This is a genomic window from Aeromonas sp. DNP9 (assembly GCF_001728955.1).
GTDB lineage: Bacteria > Pseudomonadota > Gammaproteobacteria > Enterobacterales > Aeromonadaceae > Aeromonas > Aeromonas veronii.
In genome coordinates this window covers 78,872-97,751 of the sequence record NZ_LYSQ01000023.1, presented here as the reverse complement: position 1 = coordinate 97,751, position 18,880 = coordinate 78,872, and the positions used below count along the sequence as shown (strand labels likewise).

At 60.5% G+C, this 18,880-nt stretch carries 18 protein-coding genes; 11 read left to right on the top strand and 7 right to left on the bottom strand.

Annotated features, from left to right (window positions below):
- Positions 1-77 precede the first annotated feature (77 nt).
- The 4 genes from leuD to leuA form a co-directional block, all read right to left on the bottom strand.
- Positions 78-677, bottom strand: coding sequence for a 3-isopropylmalate dehydratase small subunit (leuD, locus tag A9G06_RS16435; protein ID WP_069555886.1), 600 nt, complete (start codon positions 675-677; stop codon positions 78-80).
- 12 nt (positions 678-689) lie between these two features.
- The gene (gene leuC / locus A9G06_RS16430) at positions 690-2,087 is read right to left on the bottom strand and encodes a 3-isopropylmalate dehydratase large subunit (RefSeq protein ID WP_069555885.1); all 1,398 of its coding nucleotides are present in this window, start codon (positions 2,085-2,087) and stop codon (positions 690-692) included.
- Positions 2,088-2,120: 33 nt separating this feature from the next.
- Positions 2,121-3,206, bottom strand: a complete 1,086-nt coding sequence (gene leuB / locus A9G06_RS16425; RefSeq protein WP_069555884.1) for a 3-isopropylmalate dehydrogenase — start codon at positions 3,204-3,206, stop codon at positions 2,121-2,123.
- A gap of 192 nt (positions 3,207-3,398) precedes the next feature.
- Positions 3,399-4,961, bottom strand: a complete 1,563-nt coding sequence (gene leuA, locus A9G06_RS16420) for a 2-isopropylmalate synthase (RefSeq protein WP_069555883.1) — start codon at positions 4,959-4,961, stop codon at positions 3,399-3,401.
- 408 nt (positions 4,962-5,369) lie between these two features.
- Between leuA and A9G06_RS16415 the strand changes: the two genes are divergently transcribed.
- From A9G06_RS16415 to A9G06_RS16390, 7 genes are all read left to right on the top strand, one after another.
- The gene (locus tag A9G06_RS16415) at positions 5,370-5,990 is read left to right on the top strand and encodes a TetR/AcrR family transcriptional regulator (protein WP_005349170.1); all 621 of its coding nucleotides are present in this window, start codon (positions 5,370-5,372) and stop codon (positions 5,988-5,990) included.
- Positions 5,991-6,116: 126 nt separating this feature from the next.
- Positions 6,117-6,620 carry a phosphatase PAP2 family protein gene (locus tag A9G06_RS16410; RefSeq protein WP_069555882.1) on the top strand — a complete coding sequence of 168 codons (504 nt, stop codon included), beginning with the start codon at positions 6,117-6,119 and terminating at the stop codon, positions 6,618-6,620.
- Positions 6,617-7,726 carry an MJ1255/VC2487 family glycosyltransferase gene (locus tag A9G06_RS16405; protein ID WP_069555881.1) on the top strand — a complete coding sequence of 370 codons (1,110 nt, stop codon included), beginning with the start codon at positions 6,617-6,619 and terminating at the stop codon, positions 7,724-7,726. Before A9G06_RS16410 ends, A9G06_RS16405 begins: the two co-directional genes overlap by 4 nt.
- A 37-nt stretch (positions 7,727-7,763) precedes the next feature.
- Entirely contained in the window at positions 7,764-7,916 is a 153-nt protein-coding gene (locus tag A9G06_RS22040; protein ID WP_005341188.1) for a hypothetical protein, read from the top strand.
- Between the two features lie 390 nt (positions 7,917-8,306).
- Positions 8,307-10,025 (top strand): acetolactate synthase 3 large subunit, encoded by a 1,719-nt coding sequence (locus A9G06_RS16400; protein WP_005339146.1) that lies wholly within the window; start codon positions 8,307-8,309, stop codon positions 10,023-10,025.
- The gene (gene ilvN / locus A9G06_RS16395; protein WP_005311605.1) at positions 10,025-10,519 is read left to right on the top strand and encodes an acetolactate synthase small subunit; all 495 of its coding nucleotides are present in this window, start codon (positions 10,025-10,027) and stop codon (positions 10,517-10,519) included. The genes A9G06_RS16400 and ilvN overlap by 1 nt, the downstream gene beginning before the upstream one ends.
- A gap of 104 nt (positions 10,520-10,623) precedes the next feature.
- A complete protein-coding gene (locus tag A9G06_RS16390) occupies positions 10,624-11,256 on the top strand; it encodes a LysE family translocator (RefSeq protein WP_069555880.1) in 633 nt (210 codons plus the stop codon).
- 160 nt (positions 11,257-11,416) lie between these two features.
- Here the strand turns inward: A9G06_RS16390 and A9G06_RS16385 are convergent, their stop codons facing one another.
- From A9G06_RS16385 to dusB, 3 genes are all read right to left on the bottom strand, one after another.
- The gene (locus A9G06_RS16385) at positions 11,417-12,298 is read right to left on the bottom strand and encodes a DMT family transporter (protein WP_069555879.1); all 882 of its coding nucleotides are present in this window, start codon (positions 12,296-12,298) and stop codon (positions 11,417-11,419) included.
- Positions 12,299-12,410: 112 nt separating this feature from the next.
- On the bottom strand, positions 12,411-12,707 hold the full coding sequence (gene fis, locus A9G06_RS16380) for a DNA-binding transcriptional regulator Fis (RefSeq protein WP_005309538.1): 297 nt from the start codon (positions 12,705-12,707) through the stop codon (positions 12,411-12,413).
- Positions 12,708-12,733: 26 nt separating this feature from the next.
- Complete coding sequence (gene dusB / locus A9G06_RS16375; RefSeq protein WP_026458041.1) at positions 12,734-13,699, bottom strand: tRNA dihydrouridine synthase DusB; 966 nt, start codon at positions 13,697-13,699, stop codon at positions 12,734-12,736.
- A gap of 292 nt (positions 13,700-13,991) precedes the next feature.
- On the opposite strand from dusB, the gene A9G06_RS16370 reads away from it, so the two are divergent.
- From A9G06_RS16370 to A9G06_RS16355, 4 genes are all read left to right on the top strand, one after another.
- Complete coding sequence (locus A9G06_RS16370; RefSeq protein WP_069555878.1) at positions 13,992-15,389, top strand: TolC family protein; 1,398 nt, start codon at positions 13,992-13,994, stop codon at positions 15,387-15,389.
- A 73-nt stretch (positions 15,390-15,462) separates the two neighbouring features.
- Positions 15,463-16,467 (top strand): HlyD family secretion protein, encoded by a 1,005-nt coding sequence (locus tag A9G06_RS16365; protein ID WP_083243812.1) that lies wholly within the window; start codon positions 15,463-15,465, stop codon positions 16,465-16,467.
- Positions 16,467-17,621, top strand: a complete 1,155-nt coding sequence (locus A9G06_RS16360; RefSeq protein WP_069555877.1) for an ABC transporter permease — start codon at positions 16,467-16,469, stop codon at positions 17,619-17,621. Before A9G06_RS16365 ends, A9G06_RS16360 begins: the two co-directional genes overlap by 1 nt.
- On the top strand, positions 17,621-18,817 hold the full coding sequence (locus A9G06_RS16355) for an ABC transporter permease (protein WP_069555876.1): 1,197 nt from the start codon (positions 17,621-17,623) through the stop codon (positions 18,815-18,817). The genes A9G06_RS16360 and A9G06_RS16355 overlap by 1 nt, the downstream gene beginning before the upstream one ends.
- The last annotated feature ends 63 nt before the right edge of the window (positions 18,818-18,880 follow it).

Here is an 18,880-nt window from a genome sequence, read left to right as displayed (position 1 = left end):
GTGGGAAGCGTAGCGGACAGTAAAACAGGGAGCCGAAGCTCCCTGTTGATTCTACTCGTTTTTTTGCAACTGGCGCGTTAAATCCAGCTCGACTGCTTCGCCTCAAAGGCGCTGATGGCGGCCTCGTGCTGCAGGGTCAGACCGATGGCATCCAAGCCGTTGAGCAGACAGTAACGGCGGAATTCATCGATCTCGAAACCGAAGCAGAGGCTACCTGCACGTACCTGATTGGCTTCCAGATCCACCTCGATCTCGATGCCCGGTTTGGCGGCCACCAGCTGGAACAGGGCATCGACCTCCTCCTCCTTCAAGCGCACCGGTACCATGCCATTGTTGATGGCGTTGCCGTAGAAAATGTCGGCAAAGCTCGGGGCTATGATGGTCTTGAAGCCGTAGTCGGCCAGCGCCCAGGGGGCGTGCTCGCGACTCGAGCCGCAGCCGAAGTTCTCGCGGGCCAGCAGAATGCTGGCACCGGCGAATTGCGGCTGGTTGAGCACGAACTCGGGGTTTGGCTGCTGGCCGGCATCGTCCAGAAAGCGCCAGTCGTGGAACAGGTGCTTGCCAAAACCGATGCGGTTGACCTTCTGCAAAAACTGCTTCGGAATGATGGCGTCGGTGTCGACGTTGGCGCTGTCGAGGGGGACGACGATCCCTTTATGCTGTTTGAATCCTGTCATCGAAATGTCCTCTTACAGTGCGCGAATGTCGGCGAAGCGGCCGGTGACGGCGGCAGCGGCGGCCATGGCCGGGCTCACCAGATGAGTGCGGCCGGCGCGGCCCTGACGCCCTTCGAAGTTGCGGTTGCTGGTGGAGGCGCAGCGCTCCCCCGGTTGCAGCCGGTCGTTGTTCATCGCCAGACACATGGAGCAGCCGGGCAGGCGCCACTCAAAGCCAGCCTCGATGAAGATCTTGTCCAGCCCCTCGGCTTCGGCCTGCGCCTTCACCTGTTCGGAGCCCGGCACCACCAGTGCCTGCACGCCTGCGGCGACTTTACGGCCACGGGCGATGGCGGCGGCCGCGCGCAGATCCTCGATGCGGCTGTTGGTGCATGAACCGATGAATACCTTGTCGATGGCAACGTCGGAGAGCTTCTGGCCCGGTTGCAAGTCCATGTAGGCGAGTGCCTTGCGGGCAGACTGCTGCTCCATCAGATCGCTGAAGGATTCCGGCGCCGGAATGGGTTCATTGACGGCAATCACCTGACCCGGATTGGTCCCCCAGGTGACCTGCGGGGCGATATCGGCGGCATCCAGCACCACTTCGGCATCGAAACGGGCACCTTCATCGCTCTTGAGGCTCTGCCAGTTGGCGATGGCCTGCTCCAGTACCTCGCCCTTGGGAGCAAACTCCTTGCCACGGATGTAGTCGATGGTGGTCTGGTCGGGGGCAATCATCCCCGCCTTGGCGCCCAGCTCGATGGCCATGTTGCAGACCGTCATCCGCCCTTCCATGGAGAGGCTCGCAATGGCCTCGCCAGCGAACTCCACCACGTAGCCAGTACCACCGGCGTGGCCGACCTTGCCGATGATGGCCAGCACCACGTCCTTGGCGCTGATCCCCTCGGCCAGCTTGCCGTTGACCGAAATGCGCATGGTCTTGGCGCGGCCCTGTTTCAGGGTCTGGGTGGCCATCACATGTTCCACTTCGGAAGTGCCGATGCCGAAGGCCAGCGAGCCGAAGGCGCCATGAGTGGCGGTGTGGGAGTCGCCGCAGACGATGGTAGTGCCGGGCAGGGTAATGCCGAGCTCGGGGCCCATCACATGGACGATCCCCTGATATTTGTGGTTGAGATCGTAGAGGCGAACATCGAACTCCTTGCAGTTGTCCGCCAGCGTCTCCATCTGGATGCGGGCCATCTCGCCAGAGGCGGCGATGTCCTTGGTGGTGGTGGAGACGTTGTGATCCATGGTGGCCCAAGTCAGGTCCGGGCGGCGCAGCTGGCGATTCATGGCGCGCAGGCCATCGAATGCCTGCGGGCTGGTCACTTCATGCACCAGATGGCGGTCGATGTAGATGAGGGGGGTCTCCCCTTCCACTTCCCGTACCACGTGGGCGTCGAATACTTTCTGATAGAGGGTCTTGGCCATTGCTTCTCTCTTCCTTGTTCTCTGTTATGCGGCTCAGATCCGGGCGGCGATCTGGCTACCCATCTCGGACGTGCTCTGCACCGGATGGCGGGCGCTGGCCTGATGCAGGTCGGCGGTGAAGTAACCCTCGGCCAGGGTCTGGGCCACGGCTTGCTCGATGGCCTGTGCGGCAGCTGCCTGACCCAGGCTGTAACGCAGCATCAGGGCGGCGGAGAGGATCTGGGCGATGGGGTTGGCAATCCCTTTGCCGGCGATATCCGGGGCCGAACCACCGGCCGGTTCGAACAGGCCGAAACCCGATTCGTTGAGGCTGGCGGAGGGGAGCAGTCCCATGGAGCCGGTGATCATGGCGCACTCGTCGGAGAGGATGTCACCGAACAGGTTGGAGCAGAGCAGCACATCGAACTGGGACGGATCCTTGATGAGCTGCATGGTGGCGTTATCGATATACATATGGTTGAGGGTTACGTCCGGATAGGACTTGGCGACCTCACTGACCACCTCACGCCACAGGATGGAGGAGGCGAGCACGTTGGCCTTGTCGATGGAGGTGACCTTGCCACGGCGCACACGAGCCGACTCAAAGGCAATCTTGGCGATGCGCTCAATCTCGAAGCGATGGTATACCTCGGTATCGAACGCCTTCTCGTTCGCCCCTTCTCCCTCGCGCCCCTTGGGTTGGCCGAAGTAGATGCCGCCAGTCAGCTCGCGCACGCAGGCGATGTCAAAACCTCGATCGGAGATATCGGCGCGCAGCGGGGAGAACTGCTCGAGGCCTGTGTAGATACGGGCCGGACGCAGGTTGCAGAACAGCTTGAAGTGGGCGCGCATGGGCAGCAGGGCGCCACGCTCAGGCTGATCGTTGGGTGGCAGATGCTCCCATTTCGGGCCGCCCACCGAGCCGAACAGCACGGCATCGGCCGCTTCACAACCTTTGATCGTGCTTTGCGGCAGCGGGGTGCCGTGGTTGTCGATAGCGATGCCGCCCACGTCGTGGTGATCATACTCGAAGGCGAGGCCGAACCTGGCCTGCACCTTCTCCAGCACCTTGATGGCCTCGGCCATCACTTCCGGGCCAATGCCGTCACCCGGCAAGACTGCGATCCGATAACTGCTCATACACTCTCCATCCTGATATTGTCTTTGAGATCCCTCTGTCCGGTTTCCCCGACGCTGCGCGCGGTTGCCGGTTCAGACGTTCCCCGTCCTGATGTTGTCATTCCATGCCGTCTGTGTGGCAGCGAGTCCTGCTCAGACGGTTTCCGATGTGATGCTGTCATTCCAGTCCGTCTGTTTGGTACCTAGCCCTGTTCAGACGGTTTCTGATTTGATGCTGTTATTGCGTTCCATCTGTTCGGCCACCTGATCGGCGCGCCAGATGCTGTTGATCACATGGAGCAGGGCGTGGGCCGAGGATTCGATGATGTCGGTGGCCAGTCCCATGCCGTGGAATTTGCGCCCTTTGTACTCGGCGACGATATCGACCTGACCGAGGGCATCTTCCCCTTCGCCCTTGCTCTTGAGGGCATATTTGTCGATGCGGATCTCATAGCCGGTGATGCGGTTGATGCACTGGTAGACTGCATCCACCGGGCCATTGCCGGTGGCCGCTTCGCAGATCAGATCCTGTCCCACCTTCAATTTAACCGAGGCGGTGGCCAGTACCGAGCTGCCGCTCTGCACCCCGAGGTACTCCAGTTTGAAGTGCTCGGGCTCTTCGTGGATCTGGCTGAAGAAGGCCAGTGCTTCGAGGTCGTAGTCGAACACCTGCCCCTTCTTGTCGGCCAGGGTCAGGAACTTGCCGTAGAGGTGGTCGAGGTCGTAGCTGCTCTCGGCGTAGCCCATGGACTCCATCCGGTGCTTGATGACGTGACGGCCGGAGCGGGAGGTCATGTTGAGGTTGTTCTGGGTCAGGCCAATGCTCTCGGGAGTGATGATTTCGTAGGTATTTTTCGCCTTGAGCACCCCATCCTGATGGATGCCGGAGCTGTGGGAGAAAGCGTTGGCACCGACGATCGCCTTGTTGGGTTGCACCGGCATGTTGCAGAGCTGGCTGACCAGCGTGCTGGTGCGATGAATTTCGCTGTGGCGGATATTGGTTTGTACCCCGAGCAGGTCGGCGCGGGTTTTGAGGATCATCGCCACCTCTTCCAGCGAGCAGTTGCCCGCCCGTTCACCGATGCCGTTGATGGTGCACTCGATCTGTCGGGCCCCCATCTGCACCGCGCCGATGGAGTTGGCCACCGAGAGTCCCAGATCGTCGTGACAGTGGACCGAGATGATGGCCTTGTCGATGTTGGGTACCCGGTTGAACAGGGTGTGGATGATGCCGGAGAACTCGGTCGGTACCGTGTAGCCCACGGTGTCCGGGATATTGATGGTGCGGGCGCCGGCCTTGATGGCGGCTTCCACCATGCGGCACAGGTTTTCTATCGGGGTGCGGCCGGCATCCTCGCAGGAGAACTCCACGTCATCGGTGTAGCGCAAGGCGTGCTTGATGGCGCCGACCCCCATCTCCAGCACGTCTTCGAAGCTCTTTTTCAGCTTGCTCTCCACATGGATGGAGGAGGTGGAGATAAAGGTGTGGATGCGAAACGCCTCGGCGACCCGCAAGGCTTCGCCGGCGGCGTCGATATCCTTGGGCAGGGCGCGGGCGAGGGCGCAGACCCGGCTGTTTTTGATGTGGCGGGCGATGGTCTGCACCGATTGAAAATCGCCGGGAGAAGAGACCGGGAAGCCCACCTCCATGACGTCGACACCGAGCCGCTCCAGCGCCTGGGCTACCTGCAGCTTCTCCTTGACTGTCAAACTGGCCGCCAGGGCCTGCTCACCATCACGCAAGGTGGTGTCGAATATGATGACCCGATCTGACATGTGACTTCCCTCTTCCTAAGTTCGGTAACGTGCATCCTGCGGCGGCATAAAAAAACCCGTGCAGGGTGCACGGGTTTTTGTAAATTCCGGCTATGCCTTAGCCCGGCTACAAGGATCCCGCGCGAGTTAACGCGATTAGGGAGATTAGTAGTAGCGGGGTGGCGATACGCATGACGTTGTTATTCCTTCCAGTCGATAACGCTTTTACCAATATCGAGATTTTTATGCTGTGTCAACACGGAAGGTCAGGGGCAATCTGCTGACGTATTTAATCGGATTGTAAAGGATTGCAAATTTCCTTGTCCCATATTCGGCCCATGACCGATTATCTGGTCATTCCTGCTGTGCTCTATTCTCTGCACAACCAGATCGACTTATCAGCATTGGCTGAATTATCTGAGGTGTTAAATGGAAAAACGTAGACCTGGTCGTCCGGTCGGACGTTCTGACATTCGTGACAAGTTGCTTGCTGCCGCCCGTGAGCGTTTTCTCAATACTCCCTATAGCAAGGTAACTACACGCGAAATCGCGGAGCTTGCTGGCTCCAATCTGGCAATGATCCACTACTACTTCGGCAGTAAAGAGGGTCTTTACAAAGCGGTGCTGGGCGATGTCGCCGAGCCCCTCGACCATGCCTGGCAAGATGAACACAGCAATCACAGCCTCAACGAGCTGCTCAACACCTACTATCAGGTGATGGCGCCCAACAGCGAGCTGACCTCTGCCATCTCCAGCGCATTGTCGACCGAGAAGAGCCCGGGCCGGGATTTTGTGCTGAACCGTCTGCTGGAACGCCAGCTGCCGCAGTTCGATGCCCTGCTGGAAACCATGAAGTCCAACGGCGAGCTGGGTGACAACCTGGATCCCGACATGCTGAAGATCTCCTTCCTCAGCATGATGTGGCAGCCATTCGTGATGAAAGATCTCTACGAGCAGGTGTTTGGCCTGAAAGTGGATGAGCACTTCATGGCCCGTCTGGCGGACCACAACTGCCGTCTGATGGAGACCGGTCTGCGCGGCAGCCACTGATTTTGCCGCCACATCGAGATTAAAAAGGGCCATTCGGCCCTTTTTTCATAAATCTGTTATCCCTTGTTCAACGTAACGTCATCCCGCTTTCTTACTCTGCAAGCAGAATTCAGGGAAGGAGGGGATATGAACAAGATCCAGCAATGGGACCTGCAGGTGTGCCGGGTCTGCCTGCTTCACGGCTACAACCGGCAGCAGGCGAGGGTGAGTCGTCTCATTTCCCGCACCGGCGATGGCCCGCTTTACGCTGTGCTGGCCGCCTTGCTCTGGTGGCAGGGGGAGGCAGAGCGGGAGCTGGTGCGATTGGCGCTGCTCGCCTTCGCCATCGAACTGCCCCTCTATCTGCTGCTGAAAAACAGCCTGAAACGGCAACGGCCGGTCGGCTTGCCGGTCTTTATCACTCCTTCCGATCGCTACAGCCTCCCCTCCGGCCACACCGCCGCCGCTTTTCTGATGGCCACCATACTGGCCACCGGCTTTCCGATCTGGGCGCCCCTGCTGTTTGGCTGGGCGGCGCTGGTGGGGGCATCCCGGTTGCTGCTCGGGGTACACTACCTGAGCGATCTGGTTGCCGGAGCCCTGCTGGGTGGCGGTTGCGCCGTGCTGGCGCTTGGCTGGAGCCACTCATGAGGATACTGTTTGGGGTGCAAGGCACCGGCAACGGTCATATCAGTCGCAGTCGCACTTTGGCGCGGGCGCTGCGCACGGCTGGGGTCGAGGTGGATTATCTCTTCAGCGGCCGCCCTGCCGACCGCTACTTCGACATGGAGGAGTTCGGCGCCTACCGCGCCTTTCCCGGCCTCACTTTTGTCAGCCACGAGGGGCGAGTTTCTCCGTGGCGCACCCTGCAAGCCGCCTCGCCGCTTACCTTCTGGCGGGATCTGCGGTCTCTCGATTGCAGCGAATACGATCTGGTGGTGAGCGATTTTGAGCCGTTGACCGCCCACGCCGCCCGCCGCTATGGCAAGCCGAGCCTCACCGTCAGCCATCAGGCCAGTTTCAACTGGCCCATCCCGCGCTGGGGGGAGGATGGGGTCAGCCGCCAGCTGATGCGCCACTTTGCTCCGGTGGATGAGCCGCTCGGGCTGCACTGGTTTCACTTCGGTCATCCCTTGCTGCCGCCGGTGATCGACCCTATCGCCGCTGCGCCGGATAACGGCGAAATCCTGGTCTATCTGCCATTCGAGCAGACCGAGGCGATTGCCGCCCTGTTGTCGCGCTTTGGTCAGCAGCGCTTCGTCTGCTTTCACCCAGCCATTCGCACCCCGAGCCAATGGCGCAACCTGCGCTTCGAACCACCATCGCGGCACGGGTTTATCGCCGTACTGGCCGGTTGTCGCGGCGTCATCTCCAACGCGGGTTTCGAGCTGGCTTCCGAGGCGCTCACCCTCGGCAAGAAGCTGCTGGTCAAGCCCCTCGGCGGCCAGTTCGAGCAGCTGACCAACGGCAAGACGCTCGAGATGATGGGGCTGGCGACCCTGATGGATGTGCTCGATGCCAATCTGGTGCGTACCTGGCTCGACAGCGCCTCGCCGGGGGCAGTCTGTTACCCCGATGTAGCAGGGGAGCTGGCCCGCTGGCTGGCGGCGGGAGCTGACGAGAGCGTGGCCTCTCTGTCGCGGCGGCTCTGGGCGCGCACTCTGTTTCCGGAGGAGGTGAGTGATCGCCTGAGCGAGCTGGATGGGGGCGACTGTTTATCCAGTTGCTGGTTATCGCAAGTGAGCGTTGTTGACTAGACTGAAAGGCGATCCCACCAAGGAGAGGACGGAGCAAATGCGCTTTACCAATGAAAACGGCGAAGTCATGAACCTGGCTGACAATCTCACCCTGCACGAGTTGCTCGATATGGGTGTCAGCATTTCGGTCAGTGAAGAGACCGATCCGGATCAGCAGATCTGGTTGGCGGAGCCGGATCAGGACAACTGAGTCATCATTTGGCATCAAGCCCACCACTGAGCGGTGGGCTTTTTTGTGGCTGTTTTTCCCCTCAGCGGAATGATCCGCTGGCCATTTCCCGACTTCCTTCCCTTTTGTCTCATGGTCGCTACGGCAAGTCATTGAATGTTAATAGCCGGTTGAAATGTATGACTGTTCTGGTCAGATAAAGCCGTGGACAAGCGTTATGAAGCGGGTTAAGTTGGTTTTTCACCCTATTTTCGGGTGAATGACGGAAAAATCCTTTTTTTCTACTGTCGACGGGGCTGAATTGGGCCGATCTGCATTCAGATAACAACAAGAAACGGATCGGGCCGTGCCGGGAAGCACGGCATCGTCGGCGGGATTCGCTAAACGGAGCAAAGCCTGGAGGGCTTTATCATGGAGATGTTATCAGGCGCCCAGATGGTGGTTAGAGCGCTGGAAGATCAGGGAGTTGAGCACGTCTTCGGCTACCCTGGTGGCTCAGTGCTCGACATCTATGACGCTCTCTTCGAAAACGGCAAGATGGAGCATGTCTTGGTGCGGCACGAGCAAGCCGCGGTTCACATGGCTGACGGTTACGCCCGTTCCACCGGCAAGGTGGGGACTGTGCTGGTAACGTCAGGCCCGGGAGCGACCAACTGCATTACCGGTATTGCCACCGCCTATATGGATTCCATTCCGCTGGTGATCCTCTCTGGCCAGGTGCCGACCAGCATGATCGGTGAGGATGCGTTCCAGGAGACCGACATGATCGGTATCTCCCGCCCGGTGGTGAAGCACAGCTTCCTGTGCAAGAAGGCGAGCGATATTCCCGAGGCCATCAAGAAGGCCTACTACATTGCCGCCAGCGGCCGCCCGGGGCCGGTGGTGGTGGATCTGCCCAAAGATGTGCAGAACCCGAAAGAAAAATTCCCCTACCAGTATCCCGAGACGGTCTCCCTGCGCTCCTACAACCCGACCAAGTCTGGCCATAAAGGGCAGATCAAGCGGGCAGCCAAGCTGCTGGTAGAAGCCCAGCGCCCGGTGATGTATGTGGGCGGTGGCGCCATCAACGCCAATGCGGATCATCTGGTGACCAAACTGGCGGAGCTGCTGAACCTGCCGGTGACCACCACCCTGATGGGGCTGGGGGCCTTCTCCGGTGTCCATCCGCAATTTATCGGCATGCTGGGGATGCACGGCACCTTCGAAGCCAACAAGACCATGCACAATGCGGATCTTATCTTCGCCGTGGGGGCCCGCTTCGATGACCGCGTCACCAACAACGTGGCCAAGTTCTGCCCCAATGCGACCGTGGTTCATATCGATATCGACCCCACCTCCATCTCCAAGACGGTGCAGGCCCATGTGCCCATCGTCGGCTCGGTGGAAACCGTGCTGGAGCAGATGCTGGAAGTGATCCGCGAGTGTGGCTTCGATAACGACAAGGAGGCGCTGGCGGACTGGTGGAGCCAGATCAACCAGTGGCGCTCCCGTCACTGTCTGGCCTACGAAAAGTCGGCTACCCAGATCAAGCCGCAACAGGTGATTGAGACCCTCTACAAGGTGACCCAAGGTCAGGCGTTCGTCGCCTCTGACGTGGGTCAGCACCAGATGTTTGCCGCCCTCTACTACCCGTTTGCCAAGCCGCGCCAGTGGATCAACTCTGGTGGCCTCGGCACCATGGGCTTCGGTATTCCGGCCGCCATGGGGGCCCAGTTTGCCAACCCGGATGCGGTGGTCTGCTGCGTCACCGGCGATGGCTCGGTGCAGATGAACATTCAGGAGCTCTCTACCTGCATGCAGTACGGGGTGCCCATCAAGATCATCTCCATCAACAACCGAGCATTGGGCATGGTCAAGCAATGGCAGAAGATGTTCTACGGCGGTCGTCACAGCCACTCCTACATGGAGTCCCTGCCGGACTTCGTCAAACTGGCGGAAGCCTACGGCCACGTCGGTATCGCGGTGAGCGATCCGGCTGAGCTGGAGAGCGCCATGGAGAAAGCCTTCGCCATGAAGGATCGGCTGGTGTTCATGGATATCTCGGTCGACCCGGATGAGCACGTCTATCCGATGCAGATAAAGTTCGGCGCCATGGACGAAATGTGGCTGAGCAAGACGGAGAGAACCTGATGAGACACATCATTTCAGTACTGCTGGAGAACGAATCCGGCGCCCTGAGCCGCGTGGTGGGCCTCTTCTCCCAGCGTGGCTACAACATCGAGACCCTGACGGTAGCGCCGACCGAGGATCCCACCCTGTCGCGCATGACCATAGTCACCATGGGTGACGAGCGGGTGCTGGAGCAGATCCAGAAGCAGCTGCACAAGCTGGTGGATGTGCTCAAGGTGTGCGACCTGAGCGAAGGGGAGCATATCGAGCGGGAGATTGCGCTGGTCAAGGCGCGCGCCGCCGGTGGAGCCCGTGACGAGCTGAAACGGCTGGCGGATATCTTCCGTGGCCAGATCGTCGACGTCACCCCGGAGCAGTACACGGTACAGCTGGTGGGTACCAGCGAGAAGCTGGATGCCTTTATCAAGACTGCCGCCCAGACCAACGAGATCATCGAAGTAGTGCGCTCCGGTGTCTGCGGCATCTCCCGGGCGGACAAGGCGCTGCGGCCCTGATGGCTGGCGGGACAGCTGATGACGCGTCAGCTTCCGCAGAGTGAAATAAAAGAGGGCTCTGCGGAGCCCTTTTTGTTTGGTTTTGCTTTACGAGGGGAGGGGGGATGTTCGGTATTCATGATCTTGCACTGTTTATGGTCTCGGGGCTGCTGCTCAATATCATGCCGGGGCCCGACTCCCTGCTGGTTATGCTGCGCAGCGGTTCGCAAGGGTGGCGTGCCGGTTCGGTCGCGACCCTTGGCATCGGCACTGGTGTCATGGTGCATGTGTTGGCGGCGGCCCTCGGTCTGTCGGCCCTGCTCAGTGCCTCGGCCGAGCTGTTTGCCCTTATCAAGCTGGCTGGCGCCATCTACCTGATCTATCTGGGGTTCTCCCTGCTGCGCCAGCAAACGACGGGGACAATGGAGAGAGGGGCCACCCTGCCCGTCCTTTCCTATGGCCAGATTTACCGGCAAGGGGTGCTGACCAATGTGCTCAACCCCAAGGTCGCGCTCTTTTTCCTCGCCTTTGTGCCCCAGTTCATCGCGCCGGATGTCCCGGACAAGGCGCTCGCCTTTATCCTGCTCGGCTGCATCTTCAATCTGGGCGGCATCATCTGGTGTCACCTGCTGGTCTTTACCACCGTCTATGCCAGCCACAAGGTACGGTTGTCGCAGCGCCTCGGTCGCTGGCTCAACCGGGGCATCGGCACTCTGTTTGTCGGGCTAGGGATCAAACTTGCTCTTTCCAGCCGCTAACTGGCGGCCAGGGGACATTCAAGAAGGGATCTGACGTACAGGATCGAGTCGATAGCATGGCCCAAGCAGTTCGCCGTGACAATGCAACAAAAGGGGCTTGCAACTGCAGGCCCCTTTTCGTTGGTTGTTTCATCCGCATAGAGGCGTTTGCAGTGGGCAGCTAGCGTGCCGGTTTCAGCGTGCGACTGCGCAGCAGCAGGGGGAGCTGGTAGAGCACCAGGGCGCCGAGTACCAGTCCGGCACCGGCCAGTTTGGCGCCGCCGAGGGGTTCGCTATAGAAGAGGGTGCTCAGGATCAGGGTCCAGACCGGTTCCAGCAGCATCATCAGGGCGGCGTGGGCGGTGGTCATCTTGCTCAATGCGTGGGTGAGCAGCCAGTAGCGCAATGTGGTGGCGATCAAGACGCTCGCCGCAAACCAGCCCCAGATGCCGTGGCTGACTCCAGCCTCGGGCCACTGTTCGGTCAGCAGAGAGAGCAGGGTGCCGAGCAGGCCGGTCATCGCCAGCTGGATGCAGGTGAGCCAGGTGGGGGCAATGGATTGGGCGAAGTGGCGATGGACGGCAAGCTGGATGCCGAGAGTGGTGGCCGCCGCCAGAAACCAGAACAGCGAGAGCGACACGCCCCAGTGGGTGCTGCTGGAGAGCAGCAGCAAACCGGCGATGGCGATGGGCAGGGTGAGCCAGTAGTGGCGGCCGGGCTTGGCCCGAAAGGCTCCCCATGCGGCCAGCGGGGCCATCAGGGTGGCGACGCTCATGATAAAGGCGCCGCTGCCCAGCGCATCGCTCTGGCTGATGGCGGTGACCCACAGCAGCAGGCTGGCACCGAGCAGGGTGCCGCAGCCGGCAGTGCGCAGCAGTTGGGCGCGAGTCGGCGGTGGCTCGCGCAACCAAGCCAAGGGGAGCAACAGCAGCGCCGCCAGCAGAAAGCGGCTGCCGATAAAGGCGGCAGGGGGCAGTTCGCGGATCGCCTCTTTCGAGAAGAGCCAGCCAGCAGCGGCCAGCAGAGTGACCAGTACCATCAGCAGCAGGGGAGTGCGGTTCATCGGGGTCGTCATGGTGAAATGGAGGGGAGAGCATAAAGGAAAGGCGCCAGGTATTGCTACCTGGCGCCTTTCGCATCTGCCTTGAACCGCCGTCGCGGCTCGCGGCCAGCAATCAGTTCATGCCGTAACGCTTGAGCTTCTTGCGCAGGGTGCCACGGTTGATACCCATCATCACGGCAGCGCGAGTCTGGTTACCACGGGTGTACTGCATGATCACGTCCAGCATCGGCGCTTCGACTTCGGAGAGAACCATATCGTACAGATCAATCACTTCCTGACCGTTCAACTGGGCCAGGTAGTTACGCAGGGCCTGTTGCACAGAGTCACGCAGGGGGCGCTGGGTCGGCTCGGCAGCGTGATTGTGAGTAGTTGTTACCAATGCATCAGAAGTCAGGGTTTGTTCGAACATATTCGGTCGGCTCTTTAGTTATCTTGTTAACCTAATCCATCGAAATACGCTTCGAGTGCCTCAAGTTGCGCGTCTGCGCAATCCAGGGCATTGAAGTGCTTACGGAATTCTCGGCCCGTCTCTTCTTCATCCAGATACCAGCCCACGTGTTTACGGGCTATGCGCGCTCCCAGATATGCACCATAAAACCGGTGCAGGTTGGTTACATGCTCGTTCATCAGGGTGCGAACCTCTTCCCTCTCGGGAGGCGGCAGCTTGGTGCCCGTCTCAAGAAAATGACGGATTTCCCGGAAAATCCAGGGTCGTCCTTGCGCAGCTCGGCCGATCATCACGGCGTCAACACCGGTATAGTCGAGGACATACCGGGCTTTCTCCGGGCTGTTGATGTCACCATTGGCGACAACAGGAATCGATACGGCCTGCTTAATCGCCCTGATCGTGTCGTACTCCGCTTCGCCCTTGTAGAGGCAGGCACGGGTACGACCATGCACGGCAAGGGCCGCGATACCGCAATCTTCGGCGATTCGGGCGATCTCCACGCCATTGCGGTTATCCGGATCCCATCCTGTGCGGATCTTCAAGGTGACAGGCACCTCCACTGCATCCACCACGGCCCGGCAAATTGCTTTGACCTGATCGGGGTATCGCAGCAGGGCTGAACCTGCCAGCTTCTTATTCACTTTTTTTGCCGGACATCCCATGTTGATGTCGACGATCTGTGCGCCCTGCTCCACGTTGTAGCGGGCAGCAAACGCCATCATCTCGGGGTCGGCTCCGGCAATCTGGACCGATCGCAAACCGCCTTCTGCAGAGTGATCCATCCTCATCCGGGTTTTCTGGGTATCCCAGACATCCGGGTTGGCCAGCAGCATCTCGGAAACGGCCATGCCAGCCCCCAATCGCAAACAAAGTTCACGGAATGGTCGGTCAGTTACACCGGCCATGGGAGCCACAATCAAGGGAGTTTCAAGCGTGTGGGGACCTATCTGCATTCCACGGTTACCATCGGCTTAGGGCGGCGTATATTACGCATTTTTTAGGCAGGAGAAAAGGTTAGTATTTGAGCGTCAGCCATTTTTTTCTGAAAAAAACGTCGCGCCAAGGCTTGCAAATTCTGGAGTTATTGAAAAACGGCCAGATTGCCGGAGAGTGAGCGCTGTACCATTCGGGTCGGACGCCTGCATAATTGTCAGTCCACTTGCAGGCCCGCTTTGCGTTATGATAGCGGGCTTAAGTCGAGCAAATGCTCCAAACATTTATGCAACAAAAGCGGATTGGGGATCTATGACGTCAAGGTTCATTAAATCACTCTGGCCGTGTCTGATGGGGGCCGTGCTGGGGTCGGCGCAGGCGCAAACCATCAGTTTCGGCGAAGCCTGGACCCGGGTCATCCAACAGGATGAAGGGCTGGCTGCCGAGCAGGCCGGGGTCGATCGGGCCAAGCAGCTGCGCGAGGCGGCCAAGGACATGTATCTGCCCAAGGTGGATCTGGGGGCCAGCTATACCCATCTTGATCAGCCGATTGAACTTGATGCTCTCGATCTTAATCCGCTGGCCAAGCAGAAAGATCTGATCCTGGCGCTCGGCAGTCTGTTTGGGGTCGGGGCCAACGCATTTGTCACCCCCCTGACCAAACAGAATGTGGTGACCAGCTCGGTCAAGATGCTCTGGCCGTTGTTTACCGGTGGTCGCATCGATGCGGCGCAGGATATCCGCCAGGCGCAGGTGAGCGAGGCGCAGCAGCTGCTGGTGCTCAAGCAGCAATCCACCTTCGAGAGCCTCTCCCAGACCTATTTCGGCGTGGTGCTGGCTGCTCAGGTGGTGCAGACCAAACAGGAGATCGAAGAGGGGCTGGCCCACCATCTGGATCACGCCAAGAAGCTCGAAGCGCAGGGCCAGATCGCCAGGGTGGAGCGCCTCTCCGCCCAGTCGGCCTATGACAGAGCGCGCATCGATACCCAGAAGGCGCGCCGCAGCCTCGAGATCGCCGAGCTGGCCCTATGCCGCATGCTGAAGTTGCCAAATGCCCAGCCGGGCAGCGGCCTGTTCGTCAACAAGGATCTGCCGCGCCTCGAGGGGTTGGTGAGCCAGACCCTGGAGGTGCACCCCGGTCTCAAGCTGCTCAGTGCCAAGAAGGAGCAGGCCAAGGGGCTGATCCGGGTCGAGCAGGGCAAATATGCCCCCGAGGTGTTCCTGTTCGGTAACTACAACCTCTATGAAGATGATTCGCTCGCTTCCAAGACAGCGCCGGACTGGCTGGTGGGGGTGGGCGTCAGCATGCCGCTGGTGAGCCGCGATGGCCGCTCCGAGACGGTGCAGGCCGCCAAGAGTGCCGAACTGCAGGTCAATCTGCTGCAGGCCAAGACCCGTCAGGATCTGGAGCTGCTGGTGGAGAAGACCTGGCGCGAAGCGGCGCAGGGGCTGGAGGAGTATCAATCCCTCTCTTCCACCCAGGCGTTGGCAGAGGAGAACGTGCTGCTGCGGGACAAGGCCTTCGGGCAGGGACTTTCTACCTCCCTTGATGTGGTGGATGCCCAAAACCAGCTGGCGGGGGTCAAGACCCAGCGCGCAGCGGCGGCTTACCAATATGTGGTATCGCTGGCCCGCCTGCTGGCCCTATCCGGCCAGATGAACAGTTTCAATCAATATCAGCATGGTCAGGTGATCGAGGTGAACTCATGATCGCACTCCAGTCCGTTCCTTTTTCTATCTCTGTTTCGACCGTCAAGGGTCGTCCGTTTGTCGAGGTGAAGTGATGAGCCATCCCCCCATCAAAAAGAAGATGAGCCAGGGTAAACCGCTGTTGTTGCCATTGGCGCTGGTGATCCTGGTGGTGTGGCTCGGCTGGCGTTTCTGGCTCGCTTATCAGCCCGAGCCGGTGCATCTGCAAGGGCAGATTGAAGCGCAGCAATATTCGGTCTCCTCCAAGGTGCCGGGCCGCATCGACGAGGTGCTGGTGAAAAAGGGCGATCAGTTGACCAAGGATCAACTGGTCTTTACCCTGGCGAGCCCCGAGATTGAAGCCAAGCTGAGCCAGGCCAAGGCGGGTGAAGCGGCTGCGGGGGCGCTGGCGCAAGAGGCGGAGAAGGGGGCCCGTGCCCAACAGATCGCTGCCGCCAAGGATCAGTGGCAAAAAGCCAAGGCCGCCGCCCAGCTGCGTGGCAAGACCTATGAGCGGGTTGCCAGTCTGCACCGCGACGGCGTAATGCCGCTGCAAAAACGCGATGAGGCCTGGACCGCCTGGCAAGCCGCCCGCTACAGCGAAGGGATGGCATGGCAGCAGTACCAGATGGCTTTGGAAGGGGCGCGGGAAGAGACCAAGATCGCCGCTCGCGAGAAGGCCAAGATGGCGGCTGGTTCCGTTGCCGAGGTTGAGGCCTATCTGGCCGATACCCGTATCGTCAGCCCCCACACCGGTGAGGTTAGTCAGGTGCTGCTGCGCAGCGGCGAGCTGGCGCCGCAAGGCTTCCCCGTAGTGACCCTGCTCGACATGAGCGATGCCTGGGCCCAGTTCCATGTTCGCGAGGATCTGCTGCCCCGCTTCCCGGTCGGTACCGAGTTCGATGCCCGCATCCCCGGCCTTGGCGATCAGATGGTGCGCTTCAAGGTGACCCATGTGGCCGTGATGGGGGATTTCGCCACCTGGCGTGCCACCGATACCCGTCAGGGCTTCGACATGAAGAGCTTCCAGGTGGAGGCTCGCCCGCTGCAACCGGTTGAGGGGCTGCGGGTTGGCATGAGTGTGCTGGTTGAACTCTGATGGGACGTGAATTTCGGCTGCTGTGGCAGGATCCGTTCAGTCGTGCCCTGATGAGCTGGGTGCCGCTGCTGCTGATGGGGATCCTCTGCTGGATCTTCTCGGCAGGGCTGGCCCGCGACCTCAAGGTGGGGCTGGTGGATCTTGACCACAGCGTGCTCTCGCGCCAGCTCGCCTTCTCGCTGGATGGCTCGGCCGGTCTCAAGGTCGCGCAACAGTTCGACTCCATCGATGCCGGTGCCCGAGCCCTGCGCGGTGGCGACATCTATGCACTGGTGGTGATCCCCAACCATCTGGAGCGGGATGCCCGTCAGGGCACCCAGCCGCAGGTGACGGTGTTCAACAACGGCCAGTTCATCCTCATCGCCAAGCTGGTTAACTCAGCGCTGGCGCAGGTGGTCGGGACTCTCAATGGTCAGGTTGGCGTGCTGGAGGCGATGGCTGACGGCAAGGCGCTGCCCGGCGCACTCGGGCAGTCGGTGCCCATCAGCAGTCAGGTAACGGCGCTCTATAACCTCAACTCCAGCTACGCCCAGTTTCTGCTGAGTGCCATTCTGCCTGCGGTATGGCAGATCCTGGTGGTGCTGTTCGGCCTCAATGCGCTGGCCCGTACCGATCGGCTGGGGCTGGACTGGACCACGCGCGGTGTCTGGTTTGGCCTCTGGCGCACCCTGCTGCCCCACGTGCTGATTGGCTGGGGGTGGGGAATAGTCTGGACGCTGCTGCTGTTCAAGGGCTTCTCCTACCCCATGCACGGCAGCTGGCTGGTGCTGGTAGTGGGTCTGGGGCTGGCCTCGGCAGCCTGCGTCACCATGGGGGCCTTTTTCTACGGCATCATCCGGGATCCGGCCCGCGCCCTGTCGCTGGCGGGGGCTTACACTGCGCCCGGTTTCGCCTTTATGGGGGTCACCTTTCCGGTGAGTGCCATGGGGGATTTCGCCCGCTTCTGGCGCAGCCTGTTGCCGGTCTCTCACTATGTGGAGCTGCAGATTGGTCAGAGCAACTACGGTCTGCCTCTCGCATCGGCGTTGCCGCAACTGGGAGCGATGCTGCTGTTTCTGCTTCCCTTGCTGCTGGTGGTGCGCCGTTACAAGCAGCAGGCCGAGCTGGCCCGTCAATCAGCCGCAGTGGCGAGCGCCGAAAAGGAGCCTGAGTGATGCTGGGATTTGTCGATCTGTTGCGCCTAGAGCTGCGCACCCTGCTGGCGGATCGCGCCATCATGCTGACTCTGTTTGGCGGGGTGATCTTCTACTCGTTTCTCTATCCCCAGCCCTATCTGCATCAGCTGCCGCGGGAAGAGGCGGTGGTGGTGGTCAACGAGGATGGCAGTCAGTTGTCCCGTCAGCTGGAGTTTATGGCCGATGCCACGCCGCAGGTGAAGCTGGTGGCGCGAGCCAATTCACTGGCCGAGGCGCGGCAGCTGATGATGGCCGGGAAGGCGAGTGGGATCCTGCATATCCCCAACCACTTCTATCGGGATCTGATGCTGGGCAAGAGCGTCACCCTGAGCTATGCCGGTGATGCCTCCTACTTTCTGGTCTACGGCACCATTGCCGAAGGACTGGCGCAGGCCGGTGGCACTCTCGCCGCGCAGGTGAAGGTGGCGCGGCTGTTGAGCCACGGCGAGGCGCTACCACAAGCGGCCATGGGCTGGAATGCGGTGGCTCTCAACGTGGTGCCGGTGTTCAACCCCACCATGGGCTATGTGAATTACGTGGTGCCGGCGGTGTTCGTGCTGATCCTCCATCAGGTGTTGCTGATGGGTGCGGGGATCCTGGGGGCGACCCAGAACCAGCGCAGCTGCCGCGGCGAGCATGGTTACTGGCAAAGCGCGCCTGTGTTGCCGCTGCTGCTGGCCAGAACCCTGGTGCTGGCGGGGTTGTTCCTGCTGCCGGTGAGCTACTTCCTCGGCTTCTGCTTCGATCACTACAATATTGCTCGCCATGCTGACCCGCTGGAGTTGTGGTTGTTCGCCCTGCCGTTCCTGCTGGCGACCTGCTGGTTCGGGATTGTGCTGGGGGCGATCTTTACCCGGAGGGATCTGCCCACTCAGGTGGTGCTCATCTCCTCCCTGCCGCTGGTCTTTCTGGCGGGCTTTATCTGGCCGCTCGAGCTGATCCCGGCCCCCCTCAACTGGCTGGCTCAGTGGGTGCCCACTATCCCCGCCATCGAGGGGTTTCTGCGCCTTAACCAGATGGGTGCGAGTTTTGCACAAGTGTCCGGTTATTGGTGGCAGTTGTGGGGACTGGTGCTGCTCTACGGGGTGCTGGCCTGCCTGCTGCTGCGCTGGCGTCAACGGTCGCTGCCAGTTGTCCGCCCATCAGTTGTTCAGAATGAAACGACTGCCGGTTAAGCGGGATGGTGCAAGCGCATGATATGGCGTGTGCGGTAAAGCGAAAAACGGTCAGCCGAAGGG

Coding starts and splice junctions, on each gene's coding strand:
- leuB (WP_069555884.1), bottom strand. CDS start 3,206: ATGAGCAGTTATCGGATCGCAGTCTTGCCGGGTGACGGCATTGGCCCG.
- A9G06_RS16355 (WP_069555876.1), top strand. CDS start 17,621: ATGCTGGGATTTGTCGATCTGTTGCGCCTAGAGCTGCGCACCCTGCTG.
- A9G06_RS16385 (WP_069555879.1), bottom strand. CDS start 12,298: ATGAACCGCACTCCCCTGCTGCTGATGGTACTGGTCACTCTGCTGGCC.
- A9G06_RS16370 (WP_069555878.1), top strand. CDS start 13,992: ATGACGTCAAGGTTCATTAAATCACTCTGGCCGTGTCTGATGGGGGCC.
- leuD (WP_069555886.1), bottom strand. CDS start 677: ATGACAGGATTCAAACAGCATAAAGGGATCGTCGTCCCCCTCGACAGC.
- A9G06_RS16390 (WP_069555880.1), top strand. CDS start 10,624: ATGTTCGGTATTCATGATCTTGCACTGTTTATGGTCTCGGGGCTGCTG.
- A9G06_RS16415 (WP_005349170.1), top strand. CDS start 5,370: ATGGAAAAACGTAGACCTGGTCGTCCGGTCGGACGTTCTGACATTCGT.
- fis (WP_005309538.1), bottom strand. CDS start 12,707: ATGTTCGAACAAACCCTGACTTCTGATGCATTGGTAACAACTACTCAC.
- dusB (WP_026458041.1), bottom strand. CDS start 13,699: ATGCAGATAGGTCCCCACACGCTTGAAACTCCCTTGATTGTGGCTCCC.
- A9G06_RS22040 (WP_005341188.1), top strand. CDS start 7,764: ATGCGCTTTACCAATGAAAACGGCGAAGTCATGAACCTGGCTGACAAT.
- A9G06_RS16400 (WP_005339146.1), top strand. CDS start 8,307: ATGGAGATGTTATCAGGCGCCCAGATGGTGGTTAGAGCGCTGGAAGAT.
- A9G06_RS16410 (WP_069555882.1), top strand. CDS start 6,117: ATGAACAAGATCCAGCAATGGGACCTGCAGGTGTGCCGGGTCTGCCTG.
- ilvN (WP_005311605.1), top strand. CDS start 10,025: ATGAGACACATCATTTCAGTACTGCTGGAGAACGAATCCGGCGCCCTG.
- A9G06_RS16360 (WP_069555877.1), top strand. CDS start 16,467: ATGGGACGTGAATTTCGGCTGCTGTGGCAGGATCCGTTCAGTCGTGCC.
- leuC (WP_069555885.1), bottom strand. CDS start 2,087: ATGGCCAAGACCCTCTATCAGAAAGTATTCGACGCCCACGTGGTACGG.
- A9G06_RS16365 (WP_083243812.1), top strand. CDS start 15,463: ATGAGCCATCCCCCCATCAAAAAGAAGATGAGCCAGGGTAAACCGCTG.
- leuA (WP_069555883.1), bottom strand. CDS start 4,961: ATGTCAGATCGGGTCATCATATTCGACACCACCTTGCGTGATGGTGAG.
- A9G06_RS16405 (WP_069555881.1), top strand. CDS start 6,617: ATGAGGATACTGTTTGGGGTGCAAGGCACCGGCAACGGTCATATCAGT.